This is a genomic window from Oceanobacter mangrovi (genome assembly GCF_019740315.1).
Classification (GTDB): domain Bacteria; phylum Pseudomonadota; class Gammaproteobacteria; order Pseudomonadales; family Oceanobacteraceae; genus Oceanobacter; species Oceanobacter mangrovi.
This window is the reverse complement of the sequence record NZ_JAHXZR010000009.1, coordinates 197,033-221,313: the sequence shown is the minus strand read 5'-3', so window position 1 is coordinate 221,313 and position 24,281 is coordinate 197,033. Positions and strand designations below refer to the sequence as shown.

Annotated in this window: 21 protein-coding genes; 4 read left to right on the top strand and 17 right to left on the bottom strand. The window is 47.5% G+C overall.

The features are described 5' to 3' along the window. Positions 1-16: 16 nt before the first annotated feature. The 12 genes from K6123_RS17945 to K6123_RS17890 all read right to left on the bottom strand — a co-directional run bounded on the left by K6123_RS17945 (position 17) and on the right by K6123_RS17890 (position 13,521). On the bottom strand, positions 17-769 hold the full coding sequence (locus tag K6123_RS17945; RefSeq protein ID WP_221800280.1) for a WecB/TagA/CpsF family glycosyltransferase: 753 nt from the start codon (positions 767-769) through the stop codon (positions 17-19). Continuing rightward, positions 759-1,931, bottom strand: coding sequence for a glycosyltransferase family 4 protein (locus tag K6123_RS17940; protein WP_221800278.1), 1,173 nt, complete (start codon positions 1,929-1,931; stop codon positions 759-761). The genes K6123_RS17945 and K6123_RS17940 overlap by 11 nt, the downstream gene beginning before the upstream one ends. Continuing rightward, positions 1,909-3,048, bottom strand: coding sequence for a hypothetical protein (locus K6123_RS17935; protein ID WP_221800276.1), 1,140 nt, complete (start codon positions 3,046-3,048; stop codon positions 1,909-1,911). The genes K6123_RS17940 and K6123_RS17935 overlap by 23 nt, the downstream gene beginning before the upstream one ends. Then, positions 3,045-4,229: a hypothetical protein gene (locus K6123_RS17930; RefSeq protein ID WP_221800274.1), complete on the bottom strand. Its 1,185-nt coding sequence runs from the start codon at positions 4,227-4,229 to the stop codon at positions 3,045-3,047. Before K6123_RS17930 ends, K6123_RS17935 begins: the two co-directional genes overlap by 4 nt. Positions 4,230-4,236: 7 nt before the next feature. Beyond that, positions 4,237-5,544 (bottom strand): DUF2264 domain-containing protein, encoded by a 1,308-nt coding sequence (locus K6123_RS17925; RefSeq protein WP_221800272.1) that lies wholly within the window; start codon positions 5,542-5,544, stop codon positions 4,237-4,239. Further along, the gene (locus K6123_RS17920; RefSeq protein ID WP_221800270.1) at positions 5,534-6,214 is read right to left on the bottom strand and encodes a sulfotransferase family protein; all 681 of its coding nucleotides are present in this window, start codon (positions 6,212-6,214) and stop codon (positions 5,534-5,536) included. Before K6123_RS17920 ends, K6123_RS17925 begins: the two co-directional genes overlap by 11 nt. Continuing rightward, positions 6,198-7,040 (bottom strand): glycosyltransferase, encoded by an 843-nt coding sequence (locus tag K6123_RS17915; protein ID WP_221800268.1) that lies wholly within the window; start codon positions 7,038-7,040, stop codon positions 6,198-6,200. The genes K6123_RS17920 and K6123_RS17915 overlap by 17 nt, the downstream gene beginning before the upstream one ends. Continuing rightward, positions 7,037-8,455, bottom strand: coding sequence for a sulfate adenylyltransferase subunit CysN (cysN, locus tag K6123_RS17910; RefSeq protein ID WP_221800265.1), 1,419 nt, complete (start codon positions 8,453-8,455; stop codon positions 7,037-7,039). Before cysN ends, K6123_RS17915 begins: the two co-directional genes overlap by 4 nt. A 310-nt stretch (positions 8,456-8,765) precedes the next feature. Next, positions 8,766-9,680 carry a sulfate adenylyltransferase subunit CysD gene (cysD, locus tag K6123_RS17905; protein WP_246624876.1) on the bottom strand — a complete coding sequence of 305 codons (915 nt, stop codon included), beginning with the start codon at positions 9,678-9,680 and terminating at the stop codon, positions 8,766-8,768. 637 nt (positions 9,681-10,317) lie between these two features. After that, entirely contained in the window at positions 10,318-11,127 is an 810-nt protein-coding gene (gene cysQ, locus K6123_RS17900) for a 3'(2'),5'-bisphosphate nucleotidase CysQ (protein WP_221800264.1), read from the bottom strand. Continuing rightward, positions 11,111-11,743 (bottom strand): adenylyl-sulfate kinase, encoded by a 633-nt coding sequence (gene cysC / locus K6123_RS17895; protein WP_221800261.1) that lies wholly within the window; start codon positions 11,741-11,743, stop codon positions 11,111-11,113. The genes cysQ and cysC overlap by 17 nt, the downstream gene beginning before the upstream one ends. A gap of 14 nt (positions 11,744-11,757) precedes the next feature. Continuing rightward, entirely contained in the window at positions 11,758-13,521 is a 1,764-nt protein-coding gene (locus K6123_RS17890) for an SLC13 family permease (RefSeq protein WP_246624875.1), read from the bottom strand. Positions 13,522-14,208: 687 nt separating this feature from the next. Between K6123_RS17890 and K6123_RS17885 the strand changes: the two genes are divergently transcribed. The 3 genes from K6123_RS17885 to K6123_RS17875 all read left to right on the top strand — a co-directional run bounded on the left by K6123_RS17885 (position 14,209) and on the right by K6123_RS17875 (position 17,004). After that, positions 14,209-14,850, top strand: coding sequence for a hypothetical protein (locus K6123_RS17885; RefSeq protein ID WP_221800257.1), 642 nt, complete (start codon positions 14,209-14,211; stop codon positions 14,848-14,850). A gap of 150 nt (positions 14,851-15,000) precedes the next feature. After that, a complete protein-coding gene (locus tag K6123_RS17880) occupies positions 15,001-16,332 on the top strand; it encodes an O-antigen ligase family protein (RefSeq protein ID WP_221800255.1) in 1,332 nt (443 codons plus the stop codon). Between the two features lie 9 nt (positions 16,333-16,341). Continuing rightward, positions 16,342-17,004, top strand: coding sequence for a metallophosphoesterase (locus K6123_RS17875; protein ID WP_221800253.1), 663 nt, complete (start codon positions 16,342-16,344; stop codon positions 17,002-17,004). A 181-nt stretch (positions 17,005-17,185) separates the two neighbouring features. Here the strand turns inward: K6123_RS17875 and K6123_RS17870 are convergent, their stop codons facing one another. The 5 genes from K6123_RS17870 to K6123_RS17850 form a co-directional block, all read right to left on the bottom strand. Beyond that, entirely contained in the window at positions 17,186-17,656 is a 471-nt protein-coding gene (locus K6123_RS17870; RefSeq protein ID WP_221800251.1) for a transposase, read from the bottom strand. A gap of 414 nt (positions 17,657-18,070) precedes the next feature. Further along, positions 18,071-20,059: a bifunctional diguanylate cyclase/phosphodiesterase gene (locus K6123_RS17865; protein WP_221800249.1), complete on the bottom strand. Its 1,989-nt coding sequence runs from the start codon at positions 20,057-20,059 to the stop codon at positions 18,071-18,073. 24 nt (positions 20,060-20,083) lie between these two features. Then, complete coding sequence (locus tag K6123_RS17860; protein WP_221800247.1) at positions 20,084-20,782, bottom strand: transglutaminase-like cysteine peptidase; 699 nt, start codon at positions 20,780-20,782, stop codon at positions 20,084-20,086. A gap of 276 nt (positions 20,783-21,058) precedes the next feature. Beyond that, positions 21,059-22,456 carry an AmpG family muropeptide MFS transporter gene (locus K6123_RS17855; RefSeq protein ID WP_343224014.1) on the bottom strand — a complete coding sequence of 466 codons (1,398 nt, stop codon included), beginning with the start codon at positions 22,454-22,456 and terminating at the stop codon, positions 21,059-21,061. Beyond that, positions 22,456-22,941 carry a YajQ family cyclic di-GMP-binding protein gene (locus tag K6123_RS17850; RefSeq protein ID WP_221800245.1) on the bottom strand — a complete coding sequence of 162 codons (486 nt, stop codon included), beginning with the start codon at positions 22,939-22,941 and terminating at the stop codon, positions 22,456-22,458. Before K6123_RS17850 ends, K6123_RS17855 begins: the two co-directional genes overlap by 1 nt. Positions 22,942-23,146: 205 nt before the next feature. Between K6123_RS17850 and K6123_RS17845 the strand changes: the two genes are divergently transcribed. After that, positions 23,147-24,151 carry a hypothetical protein gene (locus K6123_RS17845; RefSeq protein WP_221800243.1) on the top strand — a complete coding sequence of 335 codons (1,005 nt, stop codon included), beginning with the start codon at positions 23,147-23,149 and terminating at the stop codon, positions 24,149-24,151. Positions 24,152-24,281 lie beyond the last annotated feature (130 nt).

Here is a 24,281-nt window from a genome sequence, read left to right as displayed (position 1 = left end):
TTCTCTATTTCCCTAGTCAATCATTAAACTTCACTCCCAGCACAACTTGCCGGAAGAAGTGATACAAAAACCGTGGATTCTGCTTTAAATAGCGCTTCCACAAACGTTTCGGTTCAGAAAGAAGCCTGAATAGCCATTCCAAGCCTATCTCTTGCATCCACCTAGGAGCATGCTTTTTAGAACCAGCTATGAAGTCATACGCAGCACCTACTCCCAACATAACACAGTTAAGCCTGCTCTTGTGACCAGCCATCCAGCGCTCTTGTTTTGGACATCCTATACCAACAAATAAGACATCTACATCTGCAGCATTGATATCAGCACATACTCTTGCATCCTCATCCGCTGTCAATGGGCGAAAAGGAGGAGAATAGGCATATACGAGCATTAAATCAGGATACTCGGATGCTAATCTGGAGGTTACTACGTCTAGTAGTTCCTGTGAGCTTCCCCCATAAAAGCCAATCTTCATTTTTTTTTCACCAGACAACTTACAAATAGCCGACATTATATCCTGTCCGCGAACCTGCTTTGCAGACTTTTCGCCTAAAATTTTCTGAGCCCAATAGATAGGACGTCCATCTGGAATCACTAAGTCTGCATTATTGACAATCGATTCAAACTCGGAGCTATCGAACACCTCCATACACATATGAACATTTGAAACACAAATGTAGCCTGGTTTCTTTTTTTTCCCGATTCCAATCCCCTCCAATACAGCTTCAACAGAAGTTACATCGGTCCTCATTTTTAAAACATCAACTTTCATAATGCTCTCTCGACCTAGTAATAGCAACTTTATAAATACTCTCTAAACTTTCTAAGTTTTGACTAGTAGTATATTGGCACCTGTACTCTTCCAAGGCGGATTTAGAAAGCTCATCTCTAAGCTCAATATTACTTAAAACCTCAGATACTTCCGAAATAAAACTATCCCTATCTTCTGGCTTATAATGTAATCCAGTAACTCCATTCTTAATTACCCCCGACATATTTCCTCGTTGGGGCACCACAACAGGTAATCCACAAGAAAGAGCTTCAACGATTACCATAGGAAAACCCTCATACCAAGTAGACGCCATCACCAAACATGACGCGGATTTCATATAATCAGTAACCTCATCTCTTGACCGTTCTCCCAAATATTCGATGTTTTTTTCTTTACCAGAAACTAACATTTCCAAAGGTCCACACCCGATTATCTTCAAGTTTAGTCTGGGATTCTCTCTAAATGCACTAACAATAAATGGAATTCCTTTCTCTTCACTCAATCTTCCAACATACAAAGCATAGGATTGCCTTTCTGGGAAGTCGCCCCCCGGACCAATAGAAAAGTTCGGTTTTATATAAATCTTTTCTTCTGGCCATCCAGCCTGAACGTATTTTATTTTATTAAATTCTGTAAGCGCAATGAATACATCTACTCTCTTCTCCCAAGTTCCCAGAGTTCTATGAAAGGAAATCATCAAAGCGAGAAAAAAAGTGCCAATAGCTGAGCCCTGATATACCCTACGTTTAACTGCCCACCAAGGACCATCATAAATACTCGACTCATTTACCATTCCATCAAGTGAAAGCAATGCCGTGGGACAAATTGCTCTAAAATTATGCAACGTATGAACAACTGGTACAGAGAAAGAACTACAGGCATAAAAAACCGCAGGTGATATCAAAGGGAAATAGTTATGCACATGTACGACATCGGGCTGAAAAAATTTAATCACTCTTCTGATACGAAAGAATTCAGATGGTGAGAAAACACATGAAAAAGCAGTCAATATCCTAGAAAAAAGACCCTTTACTCTCTCATTATCGACAACATAAGTTTCAACATCGTGCCCAGCAGATCGAAGCAATTCAACTTCATTTTCAAAAACAGAATCCTCCCCGCCTCTAATTTTATATTTATTATGAACAACTAAAATTCTCATCTGATTTCCTTGTTGCCAAAATCAAAAGGGACCAACACAAAAACAATGGAATTGCCATATAGGGTAATTCAATTGCATTATGAGACATCATATGTAGAAATATAACAAAAAACACACCAACCGAAACACCATCAAGGCGACGAAATGCAATCCAGAGAGGCTTAAAAAGCAAATAGAACATCAAAAAAACCCCAACACCACCAATATGATAAAAAACATTCAAAAAAGAATTATGGGTTGGTGTAGTATAAGATCTGTAAACATCATCATATTTTTGATTTGAAATCTGCCCAATAATATCCCAGTAATGGGTTAAATCTGGATTAATATATTCAATACCAAAACCTTCCCCAAAAAAACCATATCCATTAGAAAAAACCAATTCAAACACATCAGACCAATAATTATAACGCCAAGATGCATTAGCATCAGTCAACGCATCACTCCCCAAGAGAGTAGGTATAACCAAAACCGCTCCAGCTAATAAAAAGGGAGTAACAATGACAAAAAGAGATGGTTTTTTAAAAAGATAAAACGATCCGACAAATGCAAGAGATGCGACTAAATGACCCGCGTGCCCACTAATCGCTCCCGCTACTAGTACAGAGAAGAGAGGAAAAACACCAACACCGCCAGAATAATAATAGCAAGCAGATACAAGAACTGCTATTAGCACGACTCCATCTCTATTACCTTGAACTAAGAATAATGAGAAAGCGCTAGCCAATAAAGAAACCCAAACCCACCGTTTAAATCCTTCTGTCCCCCATGCACTTAGCGCTTTAGAAATCGCATAACAAAACACAGGAAGCATAAATACATAGATAACAAATATAAACTGCCGAACAGCAAAATAGATGGGGTGAGAAAAAAAAATCGAATAAACAAAATAAATCAAAGATAAAAAAAGCAAAAAAACAATCGATTTCAAATAAACGAACCCAATATAAATATCTTTAAACTTAAAAAACACGATCAGCATAGAGAAAACAATATACAACTCCGAAAAAGTAAATATTGAAAAAGAGATTCTATAAAAACCCGTACCAAAAATAACGGCGAGGATAGAATACAAAACCCCAAAAAAGGCTATTACGACACCAATTGAGTGAATCATACCTTGGCCCTTCCTGCCAAAATAACTCCTCTATAATAAGCAAAGCATCTACCAATCCATAAAAAAGTAGTTACGACCGCAACCCCACCCCAACCTATATTATAAAAGTGAGCCAAAATAAAAGTCACCCCCATATAGGAAAGACTAACCAAAGACACCAAATAAACATATCCGACTTGATAAACAGCCTGGTAAATCTGAGCGACAAAACCATACAAAGCACGCCCAAGAGCCAAAACACCGATAAACACCAAAATATCAAAATCGGGAAGTGTAGTATCGGAATAAAAAACACAAATAACAACTAACACCAAATAGTAAGCAACCAACAAGAAAACAGCCAAAAGCATCAGCATTAAAACATCCTTTTCAAAAAAACATAAGCTACCAGTCTTTTTAATCAAAGACACTCTTTTCCCTCCAAAATAATTAGAAATTATAATAATAGGAGAGTATATCAATGAAGACCAAAAAAAGTATTCAGAAAAATCCACACCTTCTGCATTCATAAATATCAGCTTATCAAAATTCGAAAAAAATGTCGCAGATAAAACACCGACATAAGCTCCGCTCCAATTAGTCAAACTGACTTCGTTTAGATCACCAATTCTAAAATCAATATTTAGAGAGGAGACCCAGATCATCAAAATCGTCAGCACACCAAACAAGGCGAACACACTATTCAGCCAAGAATCGCCATCGACCGAATATAATACAAAAAATAAAAGAATTAACATCTTCCAATAGTTAGCAACGAAAACAGCAAAATACATCTTTCCGATACATCTAAAAATTGAAAAGCCTAGCATCATCAGCCCAGCCAACACTGATACACTAAAAACCAAATAAAATTCGATGTTAGAGCGAACCCAAAATTGATCCCATAAAACGATAGAGCCACCACCAACCAAAAGAGATAAGGGTAGAATTTTAAAAAGGTTAGAACTGACTAAAAGCTTGCCTTCTGTTTGAACTGATGAAAATCGAGTAATGACCCAATCCATACCAAGTGGAACGACTGCATATGCAAGAGAGAACAAAACGATTACCTTTGCATATAAAATATACCCTTCACCACTAAGACTATACTTCGCCAATATATTAGAAAAAAATAAAGCGGCAGCACCAAATATTGAAACCAACATGGCACTATTGCGTTTAAAAGCACCAATCAATTTCAAACAGAAATCATTCACAATTAATTCTCAACTTATTACCAGGCCTATTTGCTCTTTGAGTAAAAACTTCCAAAAACCTATCAAAAAAGCTGTATTTTAAAACCTCTACAGACGATCTTTTTTCACTAAGAAAAACCCTGGAGTTACAATCATCCCTAACAAGAAAAGCATTATCTGAAATATTGGCACTAATAGGGATATCTTCAACATCATATCCACCCGAGTCGACAACAACATCTAGAACTAAAGATCGTAAAGACCAAAGAGGACTTCCTGGCCCACTGTAATTATCATAGTACTCAGGAGATTCTGACATAAAGCCCTGAAGGAGGACAGAATTTGAATATACTTCATACTTCCAAAATCTATCCCATAACTGCTTATTCATCTTACTAGCAAAATCTCTATTTTCCAACCCCAAATCACAGGCTATATAATACGGTATTGAAATGGCATATTTATAGCATGCACTCCGCCCCCAAAATGGGAATTCTTTTTGACTAAGGAGGAGTTTATACCCTGAATAGAACTTTTGAAAATTTTCTTTCAAGAAACCACCATACTCATCCGGATTTATTTTATACAACCAGAACAGTGTATAATAGAACCCCCAAACAGTATAAAAATCGACCTCCCCTTTATGGCCATCACGAAACCATCCATATTGGTTAACCCAAGATTTAATTTTCAAAAAATCCTTAGCTAAAACACCATTAAATTCATCACCTAAAACACCCAATGCCTTGAGAACCTCTAGTTTCGTCATCCTAAATAAAAGCCAGTTATTTTCATAATATTCACAAGAGGCATTATTCACGAGCCAGTTCAAAATATCAGGTAAAACTTCACCACTAATGTAATCTTCAAGTTCACCCCTCAATATCCAAAGAGTTAGAGCCAAATCTGCCGAGTCGACTAAATATTGAGAATAATCTTCACCCCTACCCCATTTCAAGACAAGATTTTCACGAGAAAAGAAATCCTTTAATATTGCCTTTGCTCGTTTATTTACAGTACTATCCATAGTATTTGAAACTGCTACAACAGCCCAGAATGGGAGCATTCTTAAAATAGACTCCACTGCGTCGATTTTCTTATTTTTATGACTATACATACCTGGAAGAGCAATCCCTGCCACACAATCCCTATAAAATTCAAAATATATATTTTCAGTATATAAAAACAGGTCCTCACTGATTTTTTCCGACAACTCCTTCGGTTTTAGATAAGAAATATCATCACTAACCCCAGAGCATTTCACAGCGTAGACATATCGAAAAATCTGATTTGAAAAAGCTTTAACCAGCCTATTTTTCATAGCCAAAGACCTCAAAATCAATGGAGTAAATATCACCCAAAAGACTCTTTGAGGTATCATCCAATTTAAATTTTTCTTTGACAGCAACTGACGAGGTATTCCTTCTTTCTTTCTCAAATTTTACTACTTCACCTGCTGCATCTGAGATGCTTTTAGAAAGACAGTCCATATCAAGCTTTCCCAAGTCATAAAACTCATCAACAAGTAACTTTCTGTCAAACACAAAATACGCTTGGCTTTTGAAAACATAATCTAATTCATCAACATTTCGGCCTCTCAGCCAATGCATAATAAACTGATTTATATCACCGTAGCTCCGAACTAAATTAACGTACGCAGGATCTGCTCCAACGTCCCCTCCTCCTTGATACAAAAAGCTAAAAGCTGATACAAACCTTTCGTATGGATTCCTGGACAAGCAGAAAAAGAACTTTCCAGCACAATACTCACGATCATACTTCATAATATTGACAATCGAGTTATGTCCCAAATGTTCGACACCATATAGTGATTTATTAACAAAAACACCAGCATTTTTAGGAATATGCACAAAAATTATTTTACTTTCCCTATACTTTTTTTTATAAAAACCCTTGCCAAAACTTCTTTCTATAAACCATAAAACACGAGAAGGAATGGTATCCTTAAAAAACCTAACCCAATATGCCATTTTTAAGCCTCCTAATAACACAGATAAAATAGATAGCTAAATTACCTAAATTCACCATCCCCGAAGGCTTAAGATTTTCAATTGGAGCCCCATAACGCATAGAAGTAAGAAGACGGCGGCGGTTTTGTTCATTGACACCTAACTTGGATAAGTGCTTTTCAAAAAAAATATCTTGAGCCCTCAATACTTTTTCTGTGTTCCTAGATATTCTTATACTCCCATGTTCTGTATCTACAGTTTGTAGTGACTCTCTAATTTTCAGGCCATGCCCTCCCTGTTTTAAAAGCCTGATCCAAAGTTCATAATCTTGCCAAGCTGGCATACGTTCATCAAATCCACCAGCAGACCTCAATAATTCAGTAGTCGTAAATATTTGGTTTCCAACCACATTTTTATAGAACATATCCTCATATACAATTAGTTTCTCCTTCCTTACTTTATCCCTCCTTACATCCGAACTATCACATACAAACAGACAGTCACTACGTCGTAGAAAAGATTTGTAAAGCAGGGATACTCTTTCAGGGCTAAAATAGTCGTCATCATCCAACCCGGTAATATATTGACCATTTGCTGCACCTATACCTAAATTACGAGAAAAGCATGCTCCTTTAGATTGAGGATTCCTCAGATAAATATAATTTTCAATTTCAGGTGAAATATATTCTGAATAGACCTCCTCAGTATCATCACTAGATCCATCATCTATAATTATTAGTTCAATATTCCCATAACTTTGATTCAAAACAGAATTAACAGCTCTATCAAGCAAGCGTCTTCTGTTTTTAGTAGTGATATAAACCGTAACAAGTGGAGAAGAACTCATATACCACCCCAAGAAAAATATTTCCGAACTAACACTTCTACTTCACGATTAAACGCCGCAACTCGCTCATCGTAGCTCATATCAGCAATCGCTTTTTGCGCACCAGCCTCAGCCAGACCACGTACCATACCAGCACCAACGGTGACGTTGCTGATACGGTCAATTACGACGAAGCTGCCGGTACCATGAACCTGTTCGTAGGAGTCGAGTGCCAGGGAGCCATTAAAATCGAGAGTGACCATACCGACTTCGTTCAGTTGCAGCTGATCAGCCGGGATATGTTGCATGGTATTTACGTCAACACGATGCTGGATTGAAATAACCTTGCCGAAAACGCTTTTGGTACCGGCCTTGAAGAGATATTCCTTGCCAACGGTCATGGGGTCTTCGTGCATCCAGACCAGTTCGGCAGTATATCTGTCGCCAAACAGTGGTTGCTTACCGGTGTAAATCAGGTCACCACGGGAGATGTCGATTTCGTCTTCCAGAGTGATGGTGATGGCTTCACCTGCAACCGCCATATCCAAATCGCCGTCTGCCGTAACAATGCGGGTTACCTTGCTGGATTTACCCGATGGCAAGGTAGTAATGGTGTCACCAGGTTGCAATTCGCCCGCTGCTACGGTGCCGCAAAAACCACGGAAATCCAGGTTGGGGCGGTTTACGTATTGAACGGGCATGCGGAAGCCATCAAAGGCTTCAGCCGCTTCATTAGTGGCAGGGATGGTTTCCAGCAGTTCGACCATGGTTGGGCCTGTGTACCAGTCGGTGCTGTTGCTGCGGTCAACAACGTTATCACCACGCAAGGCAGACAGTGGAATTGGGTAAACATTGTTGAAGCCCAATGTTGCTGCAAAGGCCTGGTAGTCGGCGCTGATCTGGTTAAACACTTCTTCGCTGAAATCAACCAGGTCCATTTTGTTGATGGCAACAATAACGTTTTTGATGCCCAACAGAGATACGATATAGCTGTGACGACGAGTCTGGGTCTGGATGCCTTTACGGGCGTCAATCAGGATAACCGCCACATCACAACTGGAAGCACCGGTTGCCATGTTACGGGTGTATTGTTCGTGCCCAGGACAGTCAGCAATGATGAATTTGCGCTTGTCGGTGCTGAAGTAGCGGTAAGCCACGTCGATGGTGATGCCTTGCTCACGCTCAGACTGCAAGCCGTCTACCAGCAGCGCCAGGTCGAATTCCTGGTCTGTGGTGTTGAATTTTTGGGAGTCTTTTTTGATAGCTGCCAGCTGATCTTCAAAAATCAGTTTGGAGTCGTGCAGCATACGGCCAATCAGGGTGGATTTGCCGTCGTCTACGTTGCCACAGGTGAGGAAGCGCAGAATGTCCTTTTCTTCGTGTTGTTTCAGGTAACCAAGAATATCTTCCGCGATCATATCGGATGCGTGTGCCATGCTTTTACCTTTCCTTACCGTCCGGCTGGTGCCAGATATCTTTTACATTAAAATTATTTCGATTTGGTCACAGAATGACCAAATCGTTGATGTTTTTAACACAATGGCCATATTGGCGATTGTGGGTTTTTCTTCTGGTCAGAGCGTCTTGCCGCTTTGTTTTCCGTCCAGGCATGCCTGGCTGCGAAAAAGCACCGTCCTGGTAAATATTGTTGTCCAGGCATGCCTGGACCCTACCCATATCGCTCTTGCATGCTTGGACTCTACGAGTACTATTTTTACGCAAGGATTGCGGCATGGCTGGGCCAGACTAGAAATAACCTTCCATCTTTTTCTTTTCCATTGAGCCAGCGGAGTCGTGGTCAATTGCCCGGCCCTGACGCTCAGAGGTGGTGGTCAGCAGCATTTCCTGAATGATTTCTGGCAAGGTTGCCGCTTCCGATTCCACCGCACCGGTCAGTGGGTAGCAGCCCAGCGTACGGAAACGCACCATCTTGTGCTGAATCTCGTTAGGGTCTTCGATCGGCATACGGTCGTCATCGACCATGATCAGCATGCCATCACGCTCAACGACAGGGCGTTCAGCGGCGAAGTACAGAGGTACGATTTCGATGCTTTCGAGGTAGATGTATTGCCAGATATCCAGCTCGGTCCAGTTGGACAGCGGGAATACCCGAATACTTTCGCCTTTGTTGATACGGCCGTTGTAGGTATTCCAGAGTTCTGGGCGTTGGTTTTTTGGATCCCAGCGATGGTTTTTGTCGCGGAAGGAATACACGCGTTCTTTGGCGCGGGATTTTTCTTCGTCCCGGCGAGCACCACCAAAAGCAGCATCAAACTGGTATTTGTTAAGTGCTTGTTTGAGTGACTGGGTTTTCATCACGTCGGTATGAACGGAAGAACCATGGGTAAACGGGCCAATACCCTGTTTAACGCCTTCTTCGTTGATATGAACGATCAGGTCCATGCCCAGCTCTTTGGCTTTACGGTCACGGAATTCGATCATTTCACGGAATTTCCAGGTAGTGTCCACGTGCATCAGCGGGAACGGTGGCGTACCGGGATAAAATGCCTTGGCTGCCAAGTGCAGCATAACGGCGGAATCTTTGCCGATTGAGTAAAGCATGACAGGGTTTTCAAACTCTGCCGCAACCTCACGAATGATGTGAATACTTTCGGCTTCCAGTTGCTTGAGGTGGGTGAGTCGTTTTTTGCTGATATTCATCTTGATTCCTTTGCCACCGGAAGGCGGTCGATGTTGGTTACCGTCGTTGGGAACGTCGGCATCAATCCTTCATGTTCTATCCAGAGATGTTGCTCCGGACACTCCGTCGCTTGGTATTTTGTTGTCCAGACATGCCTGGACCCTACGCATTGCCGGGTGTTCTCGGGGACATAACAAAACATTGCCTGTATTCCCACTGGGCTTTTCGTATCACCCATTTATTGTCCTGGCATGCCTGGACCCTACGCATAACCGGGTGTTCACAGGGTCATAACAAAACACTGTCTGTATTCCCGCTGGGCTTTTCGTATCACCCATTTATTGTCCTGGCATGCGGACCCTACGCATTGCCGGGTGTTCTCGGGACATAACAAAACATTGCCTGTATTCCCGCTGGGCTTTTCGTATCACCCATTTATTGTCCTGGCATGCGGACCCTACGCATTACCGGGTGTTCGCAGTGTCATGACAAAACATTGTCTGTATCCCCGATGGGCTTTTCGTATCGCCCATTTATTGTCCGGGCATGGGACCCTACGCTTTTGTTGGATGAATTATTTCCGTAGGGTCATGACATGTCATGACAAAAGCGTTACCTGCTGGTATCGCTCCTGTCTTTTCTCGCCAAACGCTTCAATTACTGAGCCAGGGTTACGAAGGATTCACTCCAGCGTTCACCCGCAGCTTTGCAGACAATAAAATACGGGTTCAGCAGGTCTTCTTTTTTACCGTATTGCAAGCTCTCCAAAGCAGGCGTCAGTACCTGACCACCAGCATGTTCAACAACGGCCTGCGCTGCTGCGGTATCCCATTCACAGGTTGGCGCCAGACGCGGGTATAGATGTGCCTGACCGTCTGCAACCATGCACAATTTCAGAGAACTGCCCATGGAAACCAGGTTGACGTTGCCCAGCTTTTCACCAAAAGCTGCCAGCGCATCAGCACCATGGCTGCGAGAACCGACAACATTCCAGATTTCACCTTCAGACGGTTCGTCAGCAACCTGAAGCTTCACGGCGTCACCGGCACCGTCTTTACGGTAGGCACCCAGTTCGTCAGCAGCGTAATAGAGTCGATCCAGCGGCGGACAATACACTACGCCCAGTTTGGCTCTGCCATCTTCAACCAGGGCGATGTTGACCGTGAATTCACCATTTCGTTTGATAAATTCCTTGGTTCCATCGAGTGGATCAACAATCCAGAAAGCGCCCCAGGAAGAGCGCTTGTCCCAGCTGATTTCTTCTTTAGAGGACTCTTCCGACAGAATCGGCAAGTCGCTGATTGCTGCCAGCCCCTCACAAATGATTTTGTGCGCCGCCAGATCAGCTTCAGTCAGTGGGCTGGCGTCGCTTTTTTCGTATTTTTCGAAATCTGTGTCGTAGATTTCCATGATCGCCGCGCCAGCCGCACGGGCGATTTCAATAACCTGATCAACCAATGCTTGCATTTTGGGCTCCGTTTTGCGGCTTCAAATAACCTTGTTTATCCAGATAGTCGATGACCTGCTGCGCAGCTTCCTGAACAGATATGTTGTAGTTCTGGATACGGATCTCCGGGGATTCCGGCGCTTCATAAGGGGAATCGATGCCGGTGAAGTCCTTGATCAATCCAGCCCGCGCCTTTTCGTACAGACCTTTCGGGTCGCGGCTTTCACAAACCTCAATCGGTGTATCGATATGGACTTCAATAAACTCACCTTCGCCCAGCATCTTGCGAACCATTTCGCGGTTACTGCGGAATGGTGAAATAAAGGCGGTCAGAACAATCAGCCCGGCATCAACCATCAGGTTGGCAACTTCACCAACACGACGGATGTTTTCAACCCGGTCTTCTTCGCTGAAACCCAGATCACCACACAAGCGATGGCGAACATTATCGCCATCCATCAGGTAGGTGTGTTGCAAGCGCTCGGCCAGAATGGTTTCCACGGCACCGGCGATGGTTGATTTGCCTGAGCCACTGAGGCCGGTAAACCACAACAAACAGGGCCGCTGCTTCTTCATAAATGAACGAATAGACTTATCCACTTCGTGGTTATGCCAAACGATATTGTCGTTTTTCATTTTAACTCCTCTTTTCACAAGCCCGGGTTAAAAGGCCAAACCAGCGGGATAATAATCCAGCTAATAATTGCAACCATTAAACTCAGGGGTGCCCCGAACTTCACATAATCCATAAACCGATATCCACCGGGGCCCATTACCATCAGGTTGGTCTGGTAGCCGGTAGGGGTAAGAAAACTGGCGGATGCTGCGATCATGACAACAATGGCAAATGGCTCATAGCTGACACCGAGCGACTCTGCCGTGCTAAGGCAGATTGGCAGCATCACGATGGCTGCAGCGTTGTTGGTCATCATTTCCGTTAATGCGACCGTTGCCAGATAGAGCGCTATCAAGGCCATATAAGGAGAGTCCACCAACGTCAGCACGCCATTAGCAATTTGTTCAGCCAGACCGACTTTGGCGACAGCAAGACCCAATGCATAGGCACAGGCGATCACCAGCAATACCGGGTAATCAATGGATTTACCGGCTTCTTCGTAGCTGATGCAGCGCGTCATCATCATCGCCACAGCGGCAATCACGGAGCTTTCCAGAATGGATAACAAACCGGTACCCGATACCACCAGCATGGCGATAAAGGTAAACAGGGCAAGCCAGGCGCGGCTTTCATCGGTGTCGGCCGGCGTACCCAGCTTACTGACCAATAGAAAATCGCTACTACTGCGGTAGCGCATCAAGAAGCCTTTCTGGGCTTCGATTAATAACGTGTCACCTTCACAAAGGGTCAAGTCACCGACCTTGCCGCTCAGGCGCTCACCATGGCGGGAAACACTCAATACCACCGCACTGTAGCGGTGACGAAAGCGGGATTCACGAATGGTTTTACCAACCATGGGGTTGGACGGTGAAAGTACCGCTTCAAACAAACGCCGATCTGAACGGGCGGCATCCAGCTTGAATCGTTGATCATCTGCCAAGACCAAGCCATGAATATTGCGCAGCTCCAGCACAGACTCAGGGCTACCTGCAAACACCAGCCGGTCGCCAGCTTCCATCACAGTGCGAGGGCGTACTGCAGAGATAATCTGGCCTTCCCGTTCAATCTCGACCAGAAACAGCCCAGGCAAGTTACGCATACCAGCGTCCTGAATCGACTTTCGAACCAGCTCACTGCCCGGCTGGATGACCATCTCGACCAGATATTCACGTACCTGATCAAACTGCTCCGCCGAGCCGTCACGATCTGGCAACAAGCAATGACTGAACAACAACATGTACAGCAAGCCAACGACCGCCAACGGCACACCAACCCATGCAAGCTCGAACAGACCAAAGCCTTCCAAGCCACTTTGTTGCAACATGCCATCAACCACCAGGTTGGTGCTGGTGCCAATCAGGGTACAGGTTCCGCCCAGTATTGAAGCGTAACTGACCGGTAACAGGATACTGGAAAGACGAAGATTGAAGCGTTTGGCCTGGCTTTGCAGCAAGGTCACAAACATGGCAACGACCGGGGTGTTATTGACGACTGCACTCAGCAGAGTGGTAACGGGAAGAACCCGTAGTTGTGCAGAACGGCGGCTTTTTGGGGAGCCAATCAGATAACGTCGCAGCACCTGAGTCGCGCCGGAGTCCCGAAGACCACCAACCACTACAAACAAGGCAGCTATGGTGAAGATGCCAGGGTTCGCAAAGCCTTTCAGCAACTCGGCCGGAGTCAGAACTTCCGACACCAACAGCGCAACCAAAGCACCGATAAACAGCTTTTCAGCGGAATACAGATTCAGAGCTAGCCCGACCAGTACCGCTATTAAAATCAGAGCAACCAGAGCCATTGAAAATGTCATTTCACCAAGCCCTGCCGCCTTTACATAAATCCATAAACCGCGTTTCCATTGCGCTAACTACTTCCACTGGTGATACCAAACACACGTTGTCAGGCACCTGCGGCCCATTTTCCACCCCAGCCAGCAACCGGATTTTGCCTGATCCCGGATAAAATCGCCATGCTGGTAAATCTTTGTAACCTCAAGTTCATTATTGCGGAACACATAGTTTCCCAGGCTACAGTAGCCAAGACTGCCAGAGCAGCCAAAGCCTAGAAAGCCCCGAGAGCGTTTTTTCGCAACAAATTTCCCAATGCGATCAGACAGCACGCAGTCAGGGTTGTCACTTAAAGCAGAGACTAAATCTATGATGCAAAAATTGACCATTGTGTTGGACAGGTACGTCACCCTCAGAAGCTTCATGGCTCATACCAGTATTTCCTTCTCCAAAGCGATCGACTTTTATCGAGGTAATCCTCAGTGATATGCTTATTGCTTATAAGGAATGGTACAGCTTTAACAAAGCGACTTCTTCGATTGCCCTACAATACGACAATGCTTTGCATTTCATCTGTATAACATCTTAAATGCCCAATATTGTCATACCAAATTCATCATTTTTTTTGTAACGCCGGTTTCAACCACTTGCTGCTGCGGTTAAACTTTGCATGACTTTTCTTTTCAGGGATTACGATCATGCGCAAATTGATTCTGGGCGCCATCATTGCTGTTAGCAGCATGAGCGCCTCCGCTGCCATTAATGACTACCTGAGCCAGGGCATGTCTTTGGCAGATGCCTACGCGCAGGCTTCCGCTGATTGTGGTGGTGCTTGTGACGCAGAAATCGCTGGTGACCTGTCTGCTCTGGGTTACAACGCGTCTGACATCATCGCTGCCGCTATCGCCTCTGGCGTTGACGCAGTGACTGTTGTTGAAGCCGCCGCCCAGGCAGCTCTGGAAGCTGGCCAGTCTGTTGAAGCAGTTATGGCTGCGGCACTGACTATTGAAGGCGTGTCAGCTCAAGACGCCGTTAACGCAGTAACCCAGGCGACTGTAGCAACTGGTGCAGGCTCTGTTGCTGACGTTATGTCTGCAGCCTCCAGCGCTGGTGTTGATCCAGTCGTTGTTGTTGCTGGCGTGGTATCCAGTGGTCAGTCATCTGATACTGTTGCCGCTGCTGCGTCTTCCGCAGGCTTTGCGCCAAGCGTCGTTAGCGAAGGTAGCAGCCTGGCAGCCAGCACTACTGGCGCTACCGGCGCTGGTGCTGGCACTACCAATCTGGGGGTTGTCATCACTAACAACACCAATACTACTCCTCCAGTGATCAGCGGTGTTTGATCTCTCTGGTAAGTAGTTTGTTAAAAAGCCCGGCTTGCCGGGCTTTTTTATGTCTGTAATTTTTGTGTATTCATAGAATGATCAGACATGGCATCCCAACAGGCTGAATGTTTTAATTCTGGCGTCTGATCACAAGGAATCCGAGCCCCAATGTCTCTCTGGACGATCTACCTGACGTTGTTGTTTGTTATGCCTCTGCCCTTCGGCGGTTATACCGATTGGGCTTGGCCACTGTACACCACCGCCAGCCTGCTGTTGTTGATCACCACCCTGCAACAGCATTTGAAACAACAACGTCCGCTACCAGAGCCATTACAAAAAAGTCGCTGGATGCTGTGGTTATTGGCTGCGGTCCAGCTTTGGGTACTGATTCAGATATTTGTTGTCTCCAAAACTCCCTACGACACCTTCACGTATTGGTTAAAAGGCATTGGCTACACCAGCTTTATGGCCCTGAGCCTGATTCTGATCGATAGCAAACAGCGTATTCGCCAAATCATATGGACCGTCGTATTGGCGGCCGCCTTTCAGGCTTTTTATGGTGCCATCATGGTGATGACCAAGCTGGAGTACGGATTCTTCCTGGAAAAGTGGACATATAAAAGATATGTGACCGGTACCTTTGTGAGCAAAAACCATGTTTCAGGTTATCTGGAGATGGCACTCGCATTGGGCATTGGCTTTTTATTGGCACAATCTACTCACTACCACGGCAGTTTCCGTCAACGCCTGCGTCAGCTGATTACCATGTTGCTTAGCAGCAAGGTTGTGCTGCGGCTGACGCTGGCAATTTTGGTGATTGCATTGGTGATGACTCGTTCTCGCATGGGTAACAGCGCCTTTTTTGCCAGCATGATGATTACCGGCGCACTGGCCTTGTTACTGATGCGGCAGAAAAGCAAGTCCACCACCATTCTGCTCGCCAGCCTGCTGATCATCGACATCACCATTGTGGGTACTTTTTTTGGCGTCGACAAAGTCGCTGAGCGCTTGCAAAACACCTCCACCGAAACAGAAAGCCGCGATGAAGTTTCCCGTGATACCTTTAATATGTGGCTTGAGCAGCCGTTAGCAGGAATTGGTGCAGGCACCTTCCAGTACCGCTTCCCGGAACACAAGTCACTGGACATTACTGCCGAGCAACTCTACAACCACACTCACAATGATTATTTGCAGTTTTTATCGGAGTTCGGAGCCCCGGCCTTTGTATTGATGCTCTGTGTCGTACTGGCAAGCTTGTGGAATGCGATTCAGGCCATGCGCCTGCGTCGCAGTGATCTGATGAAAGGCCTTGGCTTTGCCGCCACTATGGGGATTATTTCCATTGGTATTCACTCGGTTGTCGACTTTAACCTGCAGGTACCAGCCAACGCTTATCTGTTTATGCTTTTGCTGGCACTGGCTAATATTGCCCGCTGGGCACCCCATGAATCTGAACACGAACATCAGCGCAGTCGTCGCCGTCATACCAGAACTGAGTAGTAAATCAGCATGAAGATCAAAACCAGACTCCTTCGTTTGTCTGCCAATCAGCTTGGCCGGGATTTTGTCGTTGGCGATATCCACGGTCACGTAGAAAAATTACATCAGCAGCTCAATGCACTTGGCTTTGATTTTGATAAAGACCGTTTGATTTGTGTTGGCGACCTGATTGATCGTGGCCCGCAGTCACCACAGGCCCTGGCATTGCTCAACGAGCCCTGGTTCTATTCGGTAATTGGCAACCATGAGCACTTGATGGTCAGTGCCATGAAGTACAAAAACAGCGAGCATCGCATGACCTGGCTGGGCCACGGTGGCGAATGGATCGCCAGCAGTAATCCTGGTCAGTGGGCTGGCTGGTTCGAACAAATCGAAAACCTGCCATTGGCGATTGAAGTTACGTCCCCGACTGGTGTTCATTATGGCGTGATTCACGCGGATTTCCCGTACCAGAGCTGGAAGGAAGTTGAAGAGCTGGAAGACGACGAAGCGCTGAGAACGATCTGGTCTCGCGCCAGCTTTCAGAAACGCAGTGAGCAAGTGGTACAGGATATCGACTGGATCATCCATGGCCATAACGTCCATGAAGGCGAGCTGGTGTTGGGTAACCGGATTTATATTGATCAAGGGGCCTATTTAGGTAATCCCTTTATTATCAAAGAGCTGGTGTAGGCTAGGGCCTTGTTGTCCAGGCATGCCTGGACCCTACGAAAATCGTTTAAATATACCCATGCGTAGGGTCACGGCATGCCGTGACAGAAACCGCCCAAGAAAGAGCCTCTGCTTTTGTCCAGGCATGCCTAGACCCTACGAATATTGTTTAAATACATCCATGCCGTGACAACAAGGGCTTTCAATCAGGGGAAGCGTGGTAACAATCCAACTCCCATTTCAACCTATTATTGGCTACGTACTCACGAATCCTAGCGAGATCCGCTTCATTACGAACCACATGATCATGGAAGCTGGTCTGCCAAACCGGTGCTGATGATGTGCTTTGACGATGATACTCACGGCTGACCGCAGATTTAAAACCACCCACCAGTCTGGATAAACCACGACCGGTGTAAGCTTCTCCAATCAGAATCAATCCATGAAAATGGTTTGGCATAACGACGTAATCATAAAGCGCCACACCAGGGTTATGCTGGGGAATTTCCAGCCAGTATTTTTCTGTCAAAAGGCCGAGCGGCGACGGATAAAATTTCCCATTGTGGATTCGACCAAGCGAGCATTCTCGTTGATGGCTGCAAACGGTAACGAAGTACATACCTACGGAGTTGTAATTGAAATCAGACAGCCTGCGCGGCTTTCGAGGTTGCATAGATCATCCTTGATCCGTTGAGTTGATTGTCCAGGCATGCCTGGACCCTACGAAAATTGTTTAAATATTCCCATGCATGGGGTCACGGCATGCCGTGACAGAAACCGTCCCATCCAGAGACTCTGATCTTGTCCAAGCATGCCTGAACCCTACGAAAATCGTTTAAATACATCCATGCGTAGGGTCACGACATGTCGTGACAGCCCCCCAATCCAGACCATTTGCTTTTGTTCACGCATGCTTGGACCCTACGAAAATCATTTAAATACATCTATGCGTAGGGTCACGACATGTCGTGACAGCCCCCCAATCCAGAGCATTTGCTTTTGTCAGGGCATGCCAAGACCCTACGAAAACCGTTTAAATACATCCATGCGTAGAGTCACGACATGTCGTGACAAAACTGCAACCAGATTATTCCGCGTATCCCTTCACCCACTCCAGCAGGTTGCGAATGCTGCCAAACGGTTTGCAATAGAAATACCCACTGATGCCATCAACGCTGTCGCGGTACAGCTCGTCCACGTCTTCGCCCTGCTCCAGCCCCTCGCCGTAAACAGCAAGATCAAGGCTGTGGCCAATATGAATCATCGACTGGGCATAGAAACGCTGATCCTGGGCGTCAAACAGACCGCGATTCAGGCTGCCGTCAATGCGCAGGTAATCCAGTTTCAGTCGTTTCATATAAGAGAAGGCGACTGTTCCGGTTCCCACTTGGTCTACACCAACCTGAACCCGCAAACGATGCAGGCGTTCGGTGAGGGTTTGCAGATTTTTTTCGACTTCCAGAATACTGAACTCCGGCAGTTCGAATGCCAGCCGTTCACACAGCTCCGAATGCTCGGCCAACAACGCCAATAATTCATCCTGGAATCCTGCATCCAGCACAGATGCCGCAGACAGGTTGACACACACCCGTACGCCCTTCTCCAGCTCCACCGCTTCCAACTGCTTCAAGAGTTTGCGGACCACACAAAGATCGAACGCTGGCGATAACGAATGCTGTTCCACCATCGGCCAGAAACGAGCCGCTGATACGAAGGCTTCCTTGTGCCAGATGCGGCTATAGACCTCCAGCTGCAGCAGTCGGAACTCACCGCCAGTGGCGTACACCACTGGCATGTACATCAGTTCCAGGCCATCTTGCTGCAATACTTCATGCAGCAACTCCAGCCACTGGCCACCGCTCAATTCGGATGTGTTGTTGAGGTCTTCCAGATACAACAAGGCCCGCGCCCTGGGATTACGCTGAGCCTGACGCAATGCCTCATCCGCACGTTTCATGGCACTGCCGACGGTATCCTGATGGCCGTGCAGGAACACACCACCAATGTGGAAATCCAGCCCGGTACGCTGATTCAGCGAACCGGCACCAAACTGGGAAAATACGTGCTGCAGGGTTTCGTCAGCATGAGCCCGGTTGGCCACCGGAATGTACATGGTGAAATCAGCCCCCGCATGGCGACCAGCAAAACTCTTGGGATAGAACTCCTGCAGAGTGATCAGGCTTTCAGCGGTGACCAGAATCGCATCATCACCCGCTGCACGACCTTCGCGCAGGTTGTAGTCAGCGAAGTTTTCGATCTGCAGCAATAACAGCAAACCGCTGTGTTCTTCGTTGGCCCGCAACAGGTGATCCAGCCGCTGATCAAAGCCGCGCCGGTTCAATAAACCGGTTAAAGGATCCTGAAAAGACTCCTTGCGCAGCCTTTCGGTGGTGGCGGACTGCTCGGTGAACATGGCGTACAGCTTGTTCACCATTTTGTTCATCGCCAGCACCATGTTCCTGAGTTCCAGCACATTGGGGATATTTTCCAGTACCACCCAGTTGCGATTACTGATCGCCAGCGCTTGCTGCTCAACCTGCAGTACCGGTTTGAACAGCCAACGCAGCAACAGCTGCAACAACAGCAAACTGACAATCAACACCGCCATAAACCAGATTGCCTGATCCTGGGTCATGCGCCACAGGTCACGGTAGGCAAAGTCGGTGTGACTGATCACCCGTACCGTACCAAGCCGGGTCCAGCCGGTGGTAACGTCGGTTTCAGCTGGCAACAGCTCAAAGGTCACCAGGTTGCGGAACCAGTCTGGTGCCGGTTGGCGCGTTAATGCCTGCTGGGCGCGACGATAAAGTTCATTACCATTAACGTCGGTGAAGGTGATGTCGGAAAAGAAACCGCGGTCAAACAGGGCATCGATCTGGCGAGACAACTCAATCTCATCGCCATCCGGTACCTGTGACATTGCCAGCGCCAGCGAAGTCGCCGCATCGTAGGCGCGGGCGTTCAGTTGTTGCTGGAAAGTGTCACGACCATTGAAGATCGACAGTGTCAGGCTGCCCATCAGTAACACAATCACCAGCACCGTGGTCAGCATCGAAAACTGTTGTCTGAGTGTCATTGCGGTGATCCTTAACGTTATTCCTCAAATATCCAGCCCGATACGGGCCATACGCACCCGCAAGTCCGTCCAGCGGTCAAGCTGGTTGGCAGAGCCGATATTGACCGCCTGCCCTTTAGCCTTGTCCAGCCACATACCCATCGCATTAAAGCTATAAACCGGCTTCAGATCCCGACGTTCATTGGCAGGCCGAATCGATGTGTTGATGTTATCCAGCACCAGCGGAATCGCCCCCGGGGTCGGATAATAGGTTAACACCATGTGGGCCTGGTTATAGTCGAGTGCCTTGACGTAATTGAAACGCAGCTTGCTGGGAGAAACTCCCAAACGCAAAAGCGAGTAGAACTTGGCGATCACATAGTCCTCGCAGTCACCGCCGTTGGTCCCCAGCGATTCATAGGGCGTTGCCCAATAGTCAATCACCCGCCAATGTTGCAGATCGGTCACAAAACGAATTTCGTCATTGAAGAAGTCATTTACTTCTTCCAGCTTGTCCAACTCGTCTTTTTCCGACTCCAGATCTTTCATCAGATCGTGCCAGCGCTCCATTCGAAACATAGCCTTGCGGCCATATTCGTCGCGAGCCTTGTTGATCAGCTGCTGCGGCACTGGTTCGTTCATATCAGCCACCAGTATGGGCATCATCGACAGCATCAAACCGACGGCAAGCAGCCACCGCATCACCCGATAGCGGAACGGCTCCAGCAACAGCAGTTTTTTCAAGGATGCACCGGGTGCTGACATAGCAACAAATTATCCCTTTGGTATCCGCCCAGGCGGTGTTCAGGATGGGTGCAATTAACTATAGACGGGAATGACAGCTCTGCTGGTGATAAGGCAAAAAGCGGATTGGAAAGTAGAGGAGATTATTGTGGGACATTTAAAGGATGGGATGGCTTGTCCAGCATGCCTGGACCCTACGAAGACAGGGTGTAACAGGCGCAGGCGGATCATGCCTCTCCTGCGTAGGGTCACGACATGTCGTGACAAAAACCGCTGCTACAGATTGCCTTTGGCGTGTTGGCGCATCAACACCATCACCAACAAAATCGCGGGCAAGCCCAACACAGCGGCAATGGTGAAGAACTCGCTGTAGCCCCAGCCGTCTACCACCCAGCCAGAGAAACCACTGATAAACTTGCCGGGCAAGGTCATTAACGAACTGAACAGGGCGTACTGGGTCGCGGTATAACTCTTGTTGGCCAGGCTCGACAGATACGCCACAAAGGCGGTACTGGCGATGCCGCCGCTGAGGTTATCCGCACTGATCACCAATACCAGCCAGCTTAACGGCGGTCTGCTGCCATCCCAGGTCAAGGCCAGTAAAGCGAATAGTAAGTTAGTACCCGCTACCAGAATAGCGCCCAGCAACAATGGCCGATACATTCCCCACTTCACCACCAGCACACCACAAATGGCGGAACCGGCGAGCGTCATGATCAAGCCAAAAATCTTGGCGATACGGGCGATATCAGACTTGCTGTAACCAAGGTCGAGGTAAAACGGATTAGCCATCACCCCCATGGTGATGTCGCTAAGCCGGAACACGGCAATAAATGCCAGAATCACCAGCGCCAGCGTGCCATTGCGCTGGAAGAATTCCAGTAAGGGACAAATAACCGCCCCCAGTAACCACCTCTGCCAACCGGGCCGCTGTTGCAGATTCATCGGCCGCCCCATCAGGCGGTCGATCAATTCCGCGTCCATCTTGCCACGTTGTTCGGCATCCAGATGTTTGGGCTCGTCGCCCCAGAAAGTTGCGATCACACCCACAGCCATCAGCGCTGCCATCAACGTGTAGGCGAACGACCAGCTGTACCAGTCCGCCAGATACAGGGCTCCGGCGCTGGAAAACAGCACCGCCACCCGATAGCCAAAGATATAACTGGCTGACATGGCGCCCTGATATTCGTCTTCGACGATTTCAATACGATAGGCGTCGAGGGCGACGTCCTGGGTCGAGGAGGCAAAAGCAACAACCAGAGCCGCAATGGCGATGCTCCAGAGGTCCTGATGCGGATCGAGATGGCCCATCCATAGCAGACCGGCGGCAATACCCAGCTGGCCAATCAGAATCCAGCTACGCCGCTGGCCCAATTTTTCGGTGAGCCCGGGAATATTGAGGCGGTCAATCACCGGCGCCCAGAATACCTTGATCGAATAGGTGATACCGACCCAGGCAAAAAATCCGATGGTGGTGCGTTCAACCTCGGCGTCGCGCAACCAGGCGGTCAGTGTGGTAAATACCAGCAGATACGGCAGCCCGGCACCAAAGCCCAGCAAGGCAATCACCATCACCGGTTTACGGGTGTAGATTTGCCAGGCCTCGCGGCACCACTGCCAGAAAGACACGGAGGTAGTGGAAGCCGGTTCCGCCACCTCTGAACGTTGAGTCATCAGTCTTTGAAGTTTTTGAATGCCAGCGGCATGGTGATGGAATCATCGTTACGGAACAGCGCCATCACAGCCTGCAGGTCGTCACGCGCCTTGCCCTGTACCCGCACCATTTCACCCTGAATCGATGCCTGCACCTTGAGCTTGCTGTCTTTGACCATTTTGACCATTTTCTTCGACAGCTCCTTGTCGATGCCCTGGCGCATGGTGGCCAGCACCTTGACCTGCTTGCCTGCACCCTTGAGGTCGCCGTATTCCAGACAGCTGATTTTTAGGCCACGTTTAATCATGGCACCTTCCAGCATCGGCTTCATTTGCTCGATCTGGAATTCTTCGTTGGCTGTCAGAGTCACCACGAAGTCTTTTAATTCAAAGCTGGCGTCAACACCACGGAAGTCAAAACGGGTGCTGAGTTCGCGATTGGCTGTGTCGACGGCGTTCTGGGCTTCGTGCTTGTCGACTTCAGACACCACATCAAAAGAAGGCATCAGGGTTCTCCAACAATCTTGTCATTCTTCAGTTTGCATTACGACGGCAGCAACAGCGTAACTGCCCGCAAGCCGCTTTGGCTGCGGATTTGCTATCGTCATTACCATTAATTTGGCAGCGGGACTGTATACCTTTACCAGCTGCGAAAATCAAAGGCATTGGTCATGGACTGGCAATTATGATTTGCCGGTCTAGAGTTTTGGTATGAACAGTAAACTTCCTCTTCACGGCCCCGGCGTCTACCTGTTTACCTTCAGGGGAGCACGCAAACAACCACTTTTCCGTTCGGTATTCGAGCTGGAGGCGGGTGTACGCTTGCTGGCAGAACTGCCAGGCAGTCGGCTGATCGCCTGGTTACTGGAACCAACACAAATCCGCTGCATCTTGCGCTGCCAAGAAGACTGGCCGATGGTCATCGAGGCCTTGCAACAGGCCTTCAGCCAGCAGCATCGCCAGCGCTGGGGAACTGAACATCCGGTGTTATCGGAGCAAGTTGATGTCCTGGCTATAGATGAACCGGCCTTTTTGATGAATGCCGTGTTGCAGCTGCACCGTACCCCGGTTTACGAAGGTCTGGTACCAACCGCTGAGCTTTACCGCTGGAGCAGCGACAGTTATTACCGCATGCCGCAACCGCCCGCCTGGCTGGATTATGAGGCCGTGTGGAATCGGCTGGCACATAGCCGCCATCGCCGCGACCAGCATTACATCAATGTGATGGAACAACTGCCGCCGCCCGAGCTGGATCTGGTCAATGGCAATCAGAACAGCCATCTGGCGCTGGCCCGCAAACGCTGGATGGCCAGCCACCAGCCGTTACAGGTCGTTGCCAGCGAAAACCGTCATGATGGCGATCTCGAGCAAGACTGGCTCAATATTAAAAGCCTGATTAGCCGTCGTTTTGGCTGCCACGAAGACGAGTTCAGCGATCCACAAAATCGCCGCCTTTATTACCGCCTGATGCCGCTGGCAGTCTGGCTGATGGACAAATCCGGTTATTCGCTGGAGCAGCTGGGACAGTACCTGCGTATTGAGCAAACCGATTTGCAGCACTGGATCAAACGCGTGAAAGCCGACCACCCGGCCCAGCTTCTGGGCAAATTGCAGCTGGCGGTACAACAATTGAACACCCCTCAGGCCGAAGTTCACCCAGAACCCGAGCCACAGCGACTGACGCTGGTACAAGCCGCCAACGCCAGAAGCGAATAGATATTGTCCAGGCATGCCTGGACCCTACAACCCTGACACCACCCACAAAATGCGTAGGGTCACGACATGTCGTGACGAAATCCGCTCACTTTTGTCCAGGCATGTCTGGACCCTACACCGATTTGCTCAT

What these genes read in the sequence shown, in the direction of transcription:
- K6123_RS17945 (WP_221800280.1), bottom strand. Translation starts at nt 769, where the DNA reads ATGAAAGTTGATGTTTTAAAAATGAGGACCGATGTAACTTCTGTTGAA.
- K6123_RS17940 (WP_221800278.1), bottom strand. Translation starts at nt 1,931, where the DNA reads ATGAGAATTTTAGTTGTTCATAATAAATATAAAATTAGAGGCGGGGAG.
- K6123_RS17935 (WP_221800276.1), bottom strand. Translation starts at nt 3,048, where the DNA reads ATGATTCACTCAATTGGTGTCGTAATAGCCTTTTTTGGGGTTTTGTAT.
- K6123_RS17925 (WP_221800272.1), bottom strand. Translation starts at nt 5,544, where the DNA reads ATGAAAAATAGGCTGGTTAAAGCTTTTTCAAATCAGATTTTTCGATAT.
- K6123_RS17920 (WP_221800270.1), bottom strand. Translation starts at nt 6,214, where the DNA reads ATGGCATATTGGGTTAGGTTTTTTAAGGATACCATTCCTTCTCGTGTT.
- K6123_RS17915 (WP_221800268.1), bottom strand. Translation starts at nt 7,040, where the DNA reads ATGAGTTCTTCTCCACTTGTTACGGTTTATATCACTACTAAAAACAGA.
- cysN (WP_221800265.1), bottom strand. Translation starts at nt 8,455, where the DNA reads ATGGCACACGCATCCGATATGATCGCGGAAGATATTCTTGGTTACCTG.
- cysD (WP_246624876.1), bottom strand. Translation starts at nt 9,680, where the DNA reads ATGAATATCAGCAAAAAACGACTCACCCACCTCAAGCAACTGGAAGCC.
- cysQ (WP_221800264.1), bottom strand. Translation starts at nt 11,127, where the DNA reads ATGCAAGCATTGGTTGATCAGGTTATTGAAATCGCCCGTGCGGCTGGC.
- cysC (WP_221800261.1), bottom strand. Translation starts at nt 11,743, where the DNA reads ATGAAAAACGACAATATCGTTTGGCATAACCACGAAGTGGATAAGTCT.
- K6123_RS17890 (WP_246624875.1), bottom strand. Translation starts at nt 13,521, where the DNA reads ATGGCTCTGGTTGCTCTGATTTTAATAGCGGTACTGGTCGGGCTAGCT.
- K6123_RS17885 (WP_221800257.1), top strand. Translation starts at nt 14,209, where the DNA reads ATGCGCAAATTGATTCTGGGCGCCATCATTGCTGTTAGCAGCATGAGC.
- K6123_RS17880 (WP_221800255.1), top strand. Translation starts at nt 15,001, where the DNA reads ATGTCTCTCTGGACGATCTACCTGACGTTGTTGTTTGTTATGCCTCTG.
- K6123_RS17875 (WP_221800253.1), top strand. Translation starts at nt 16,342, where the DNA reads ATGAAGATCAAAACCAGACTCCTTCGTTTGTCTGCCAATCAGCTTGGC.
- K6123_RS17870 (WP_221800251.1), bottom strand. Translation starts at nt 17,656, where the DNA reads ATGCAACCTCGAAAGCCGCGCAGGCTGTCTGATTTCAATTACAACTCC.
- K6123_RS17865 (WP_221800249.1), bottom strand. Translation starts at nt 20,059, where the DNA reads ATGACACTCAGACAACAGTTTTCGATGCTGACCACGGTGCTGGTGATT.
- K6123_RS17855 (WP_343224014.1), bottom strand. Translation starts at nt 22,456, where the DNA reads ATGACTCAACGTTCAGAGGTGGCGGAACCGGCTTCCACTACCTCCGTG.
- K6123_RS17850 (WP_221800245.1), bottom strand. Translation starts at nt 22,941, where the DNA reads ATGCCTTCTTTTGATGTGGTGTCTGAAGTCGACAAGCACGAAGCCCAG.
- K6123_RS17845 (WP_221800243.1), top strand. Translation starts at nt 23,147, where the DNA reads ATGAACAGTAAACTTCCTCTTCACGGCCCCGGCGTCTACCTGTTTACC.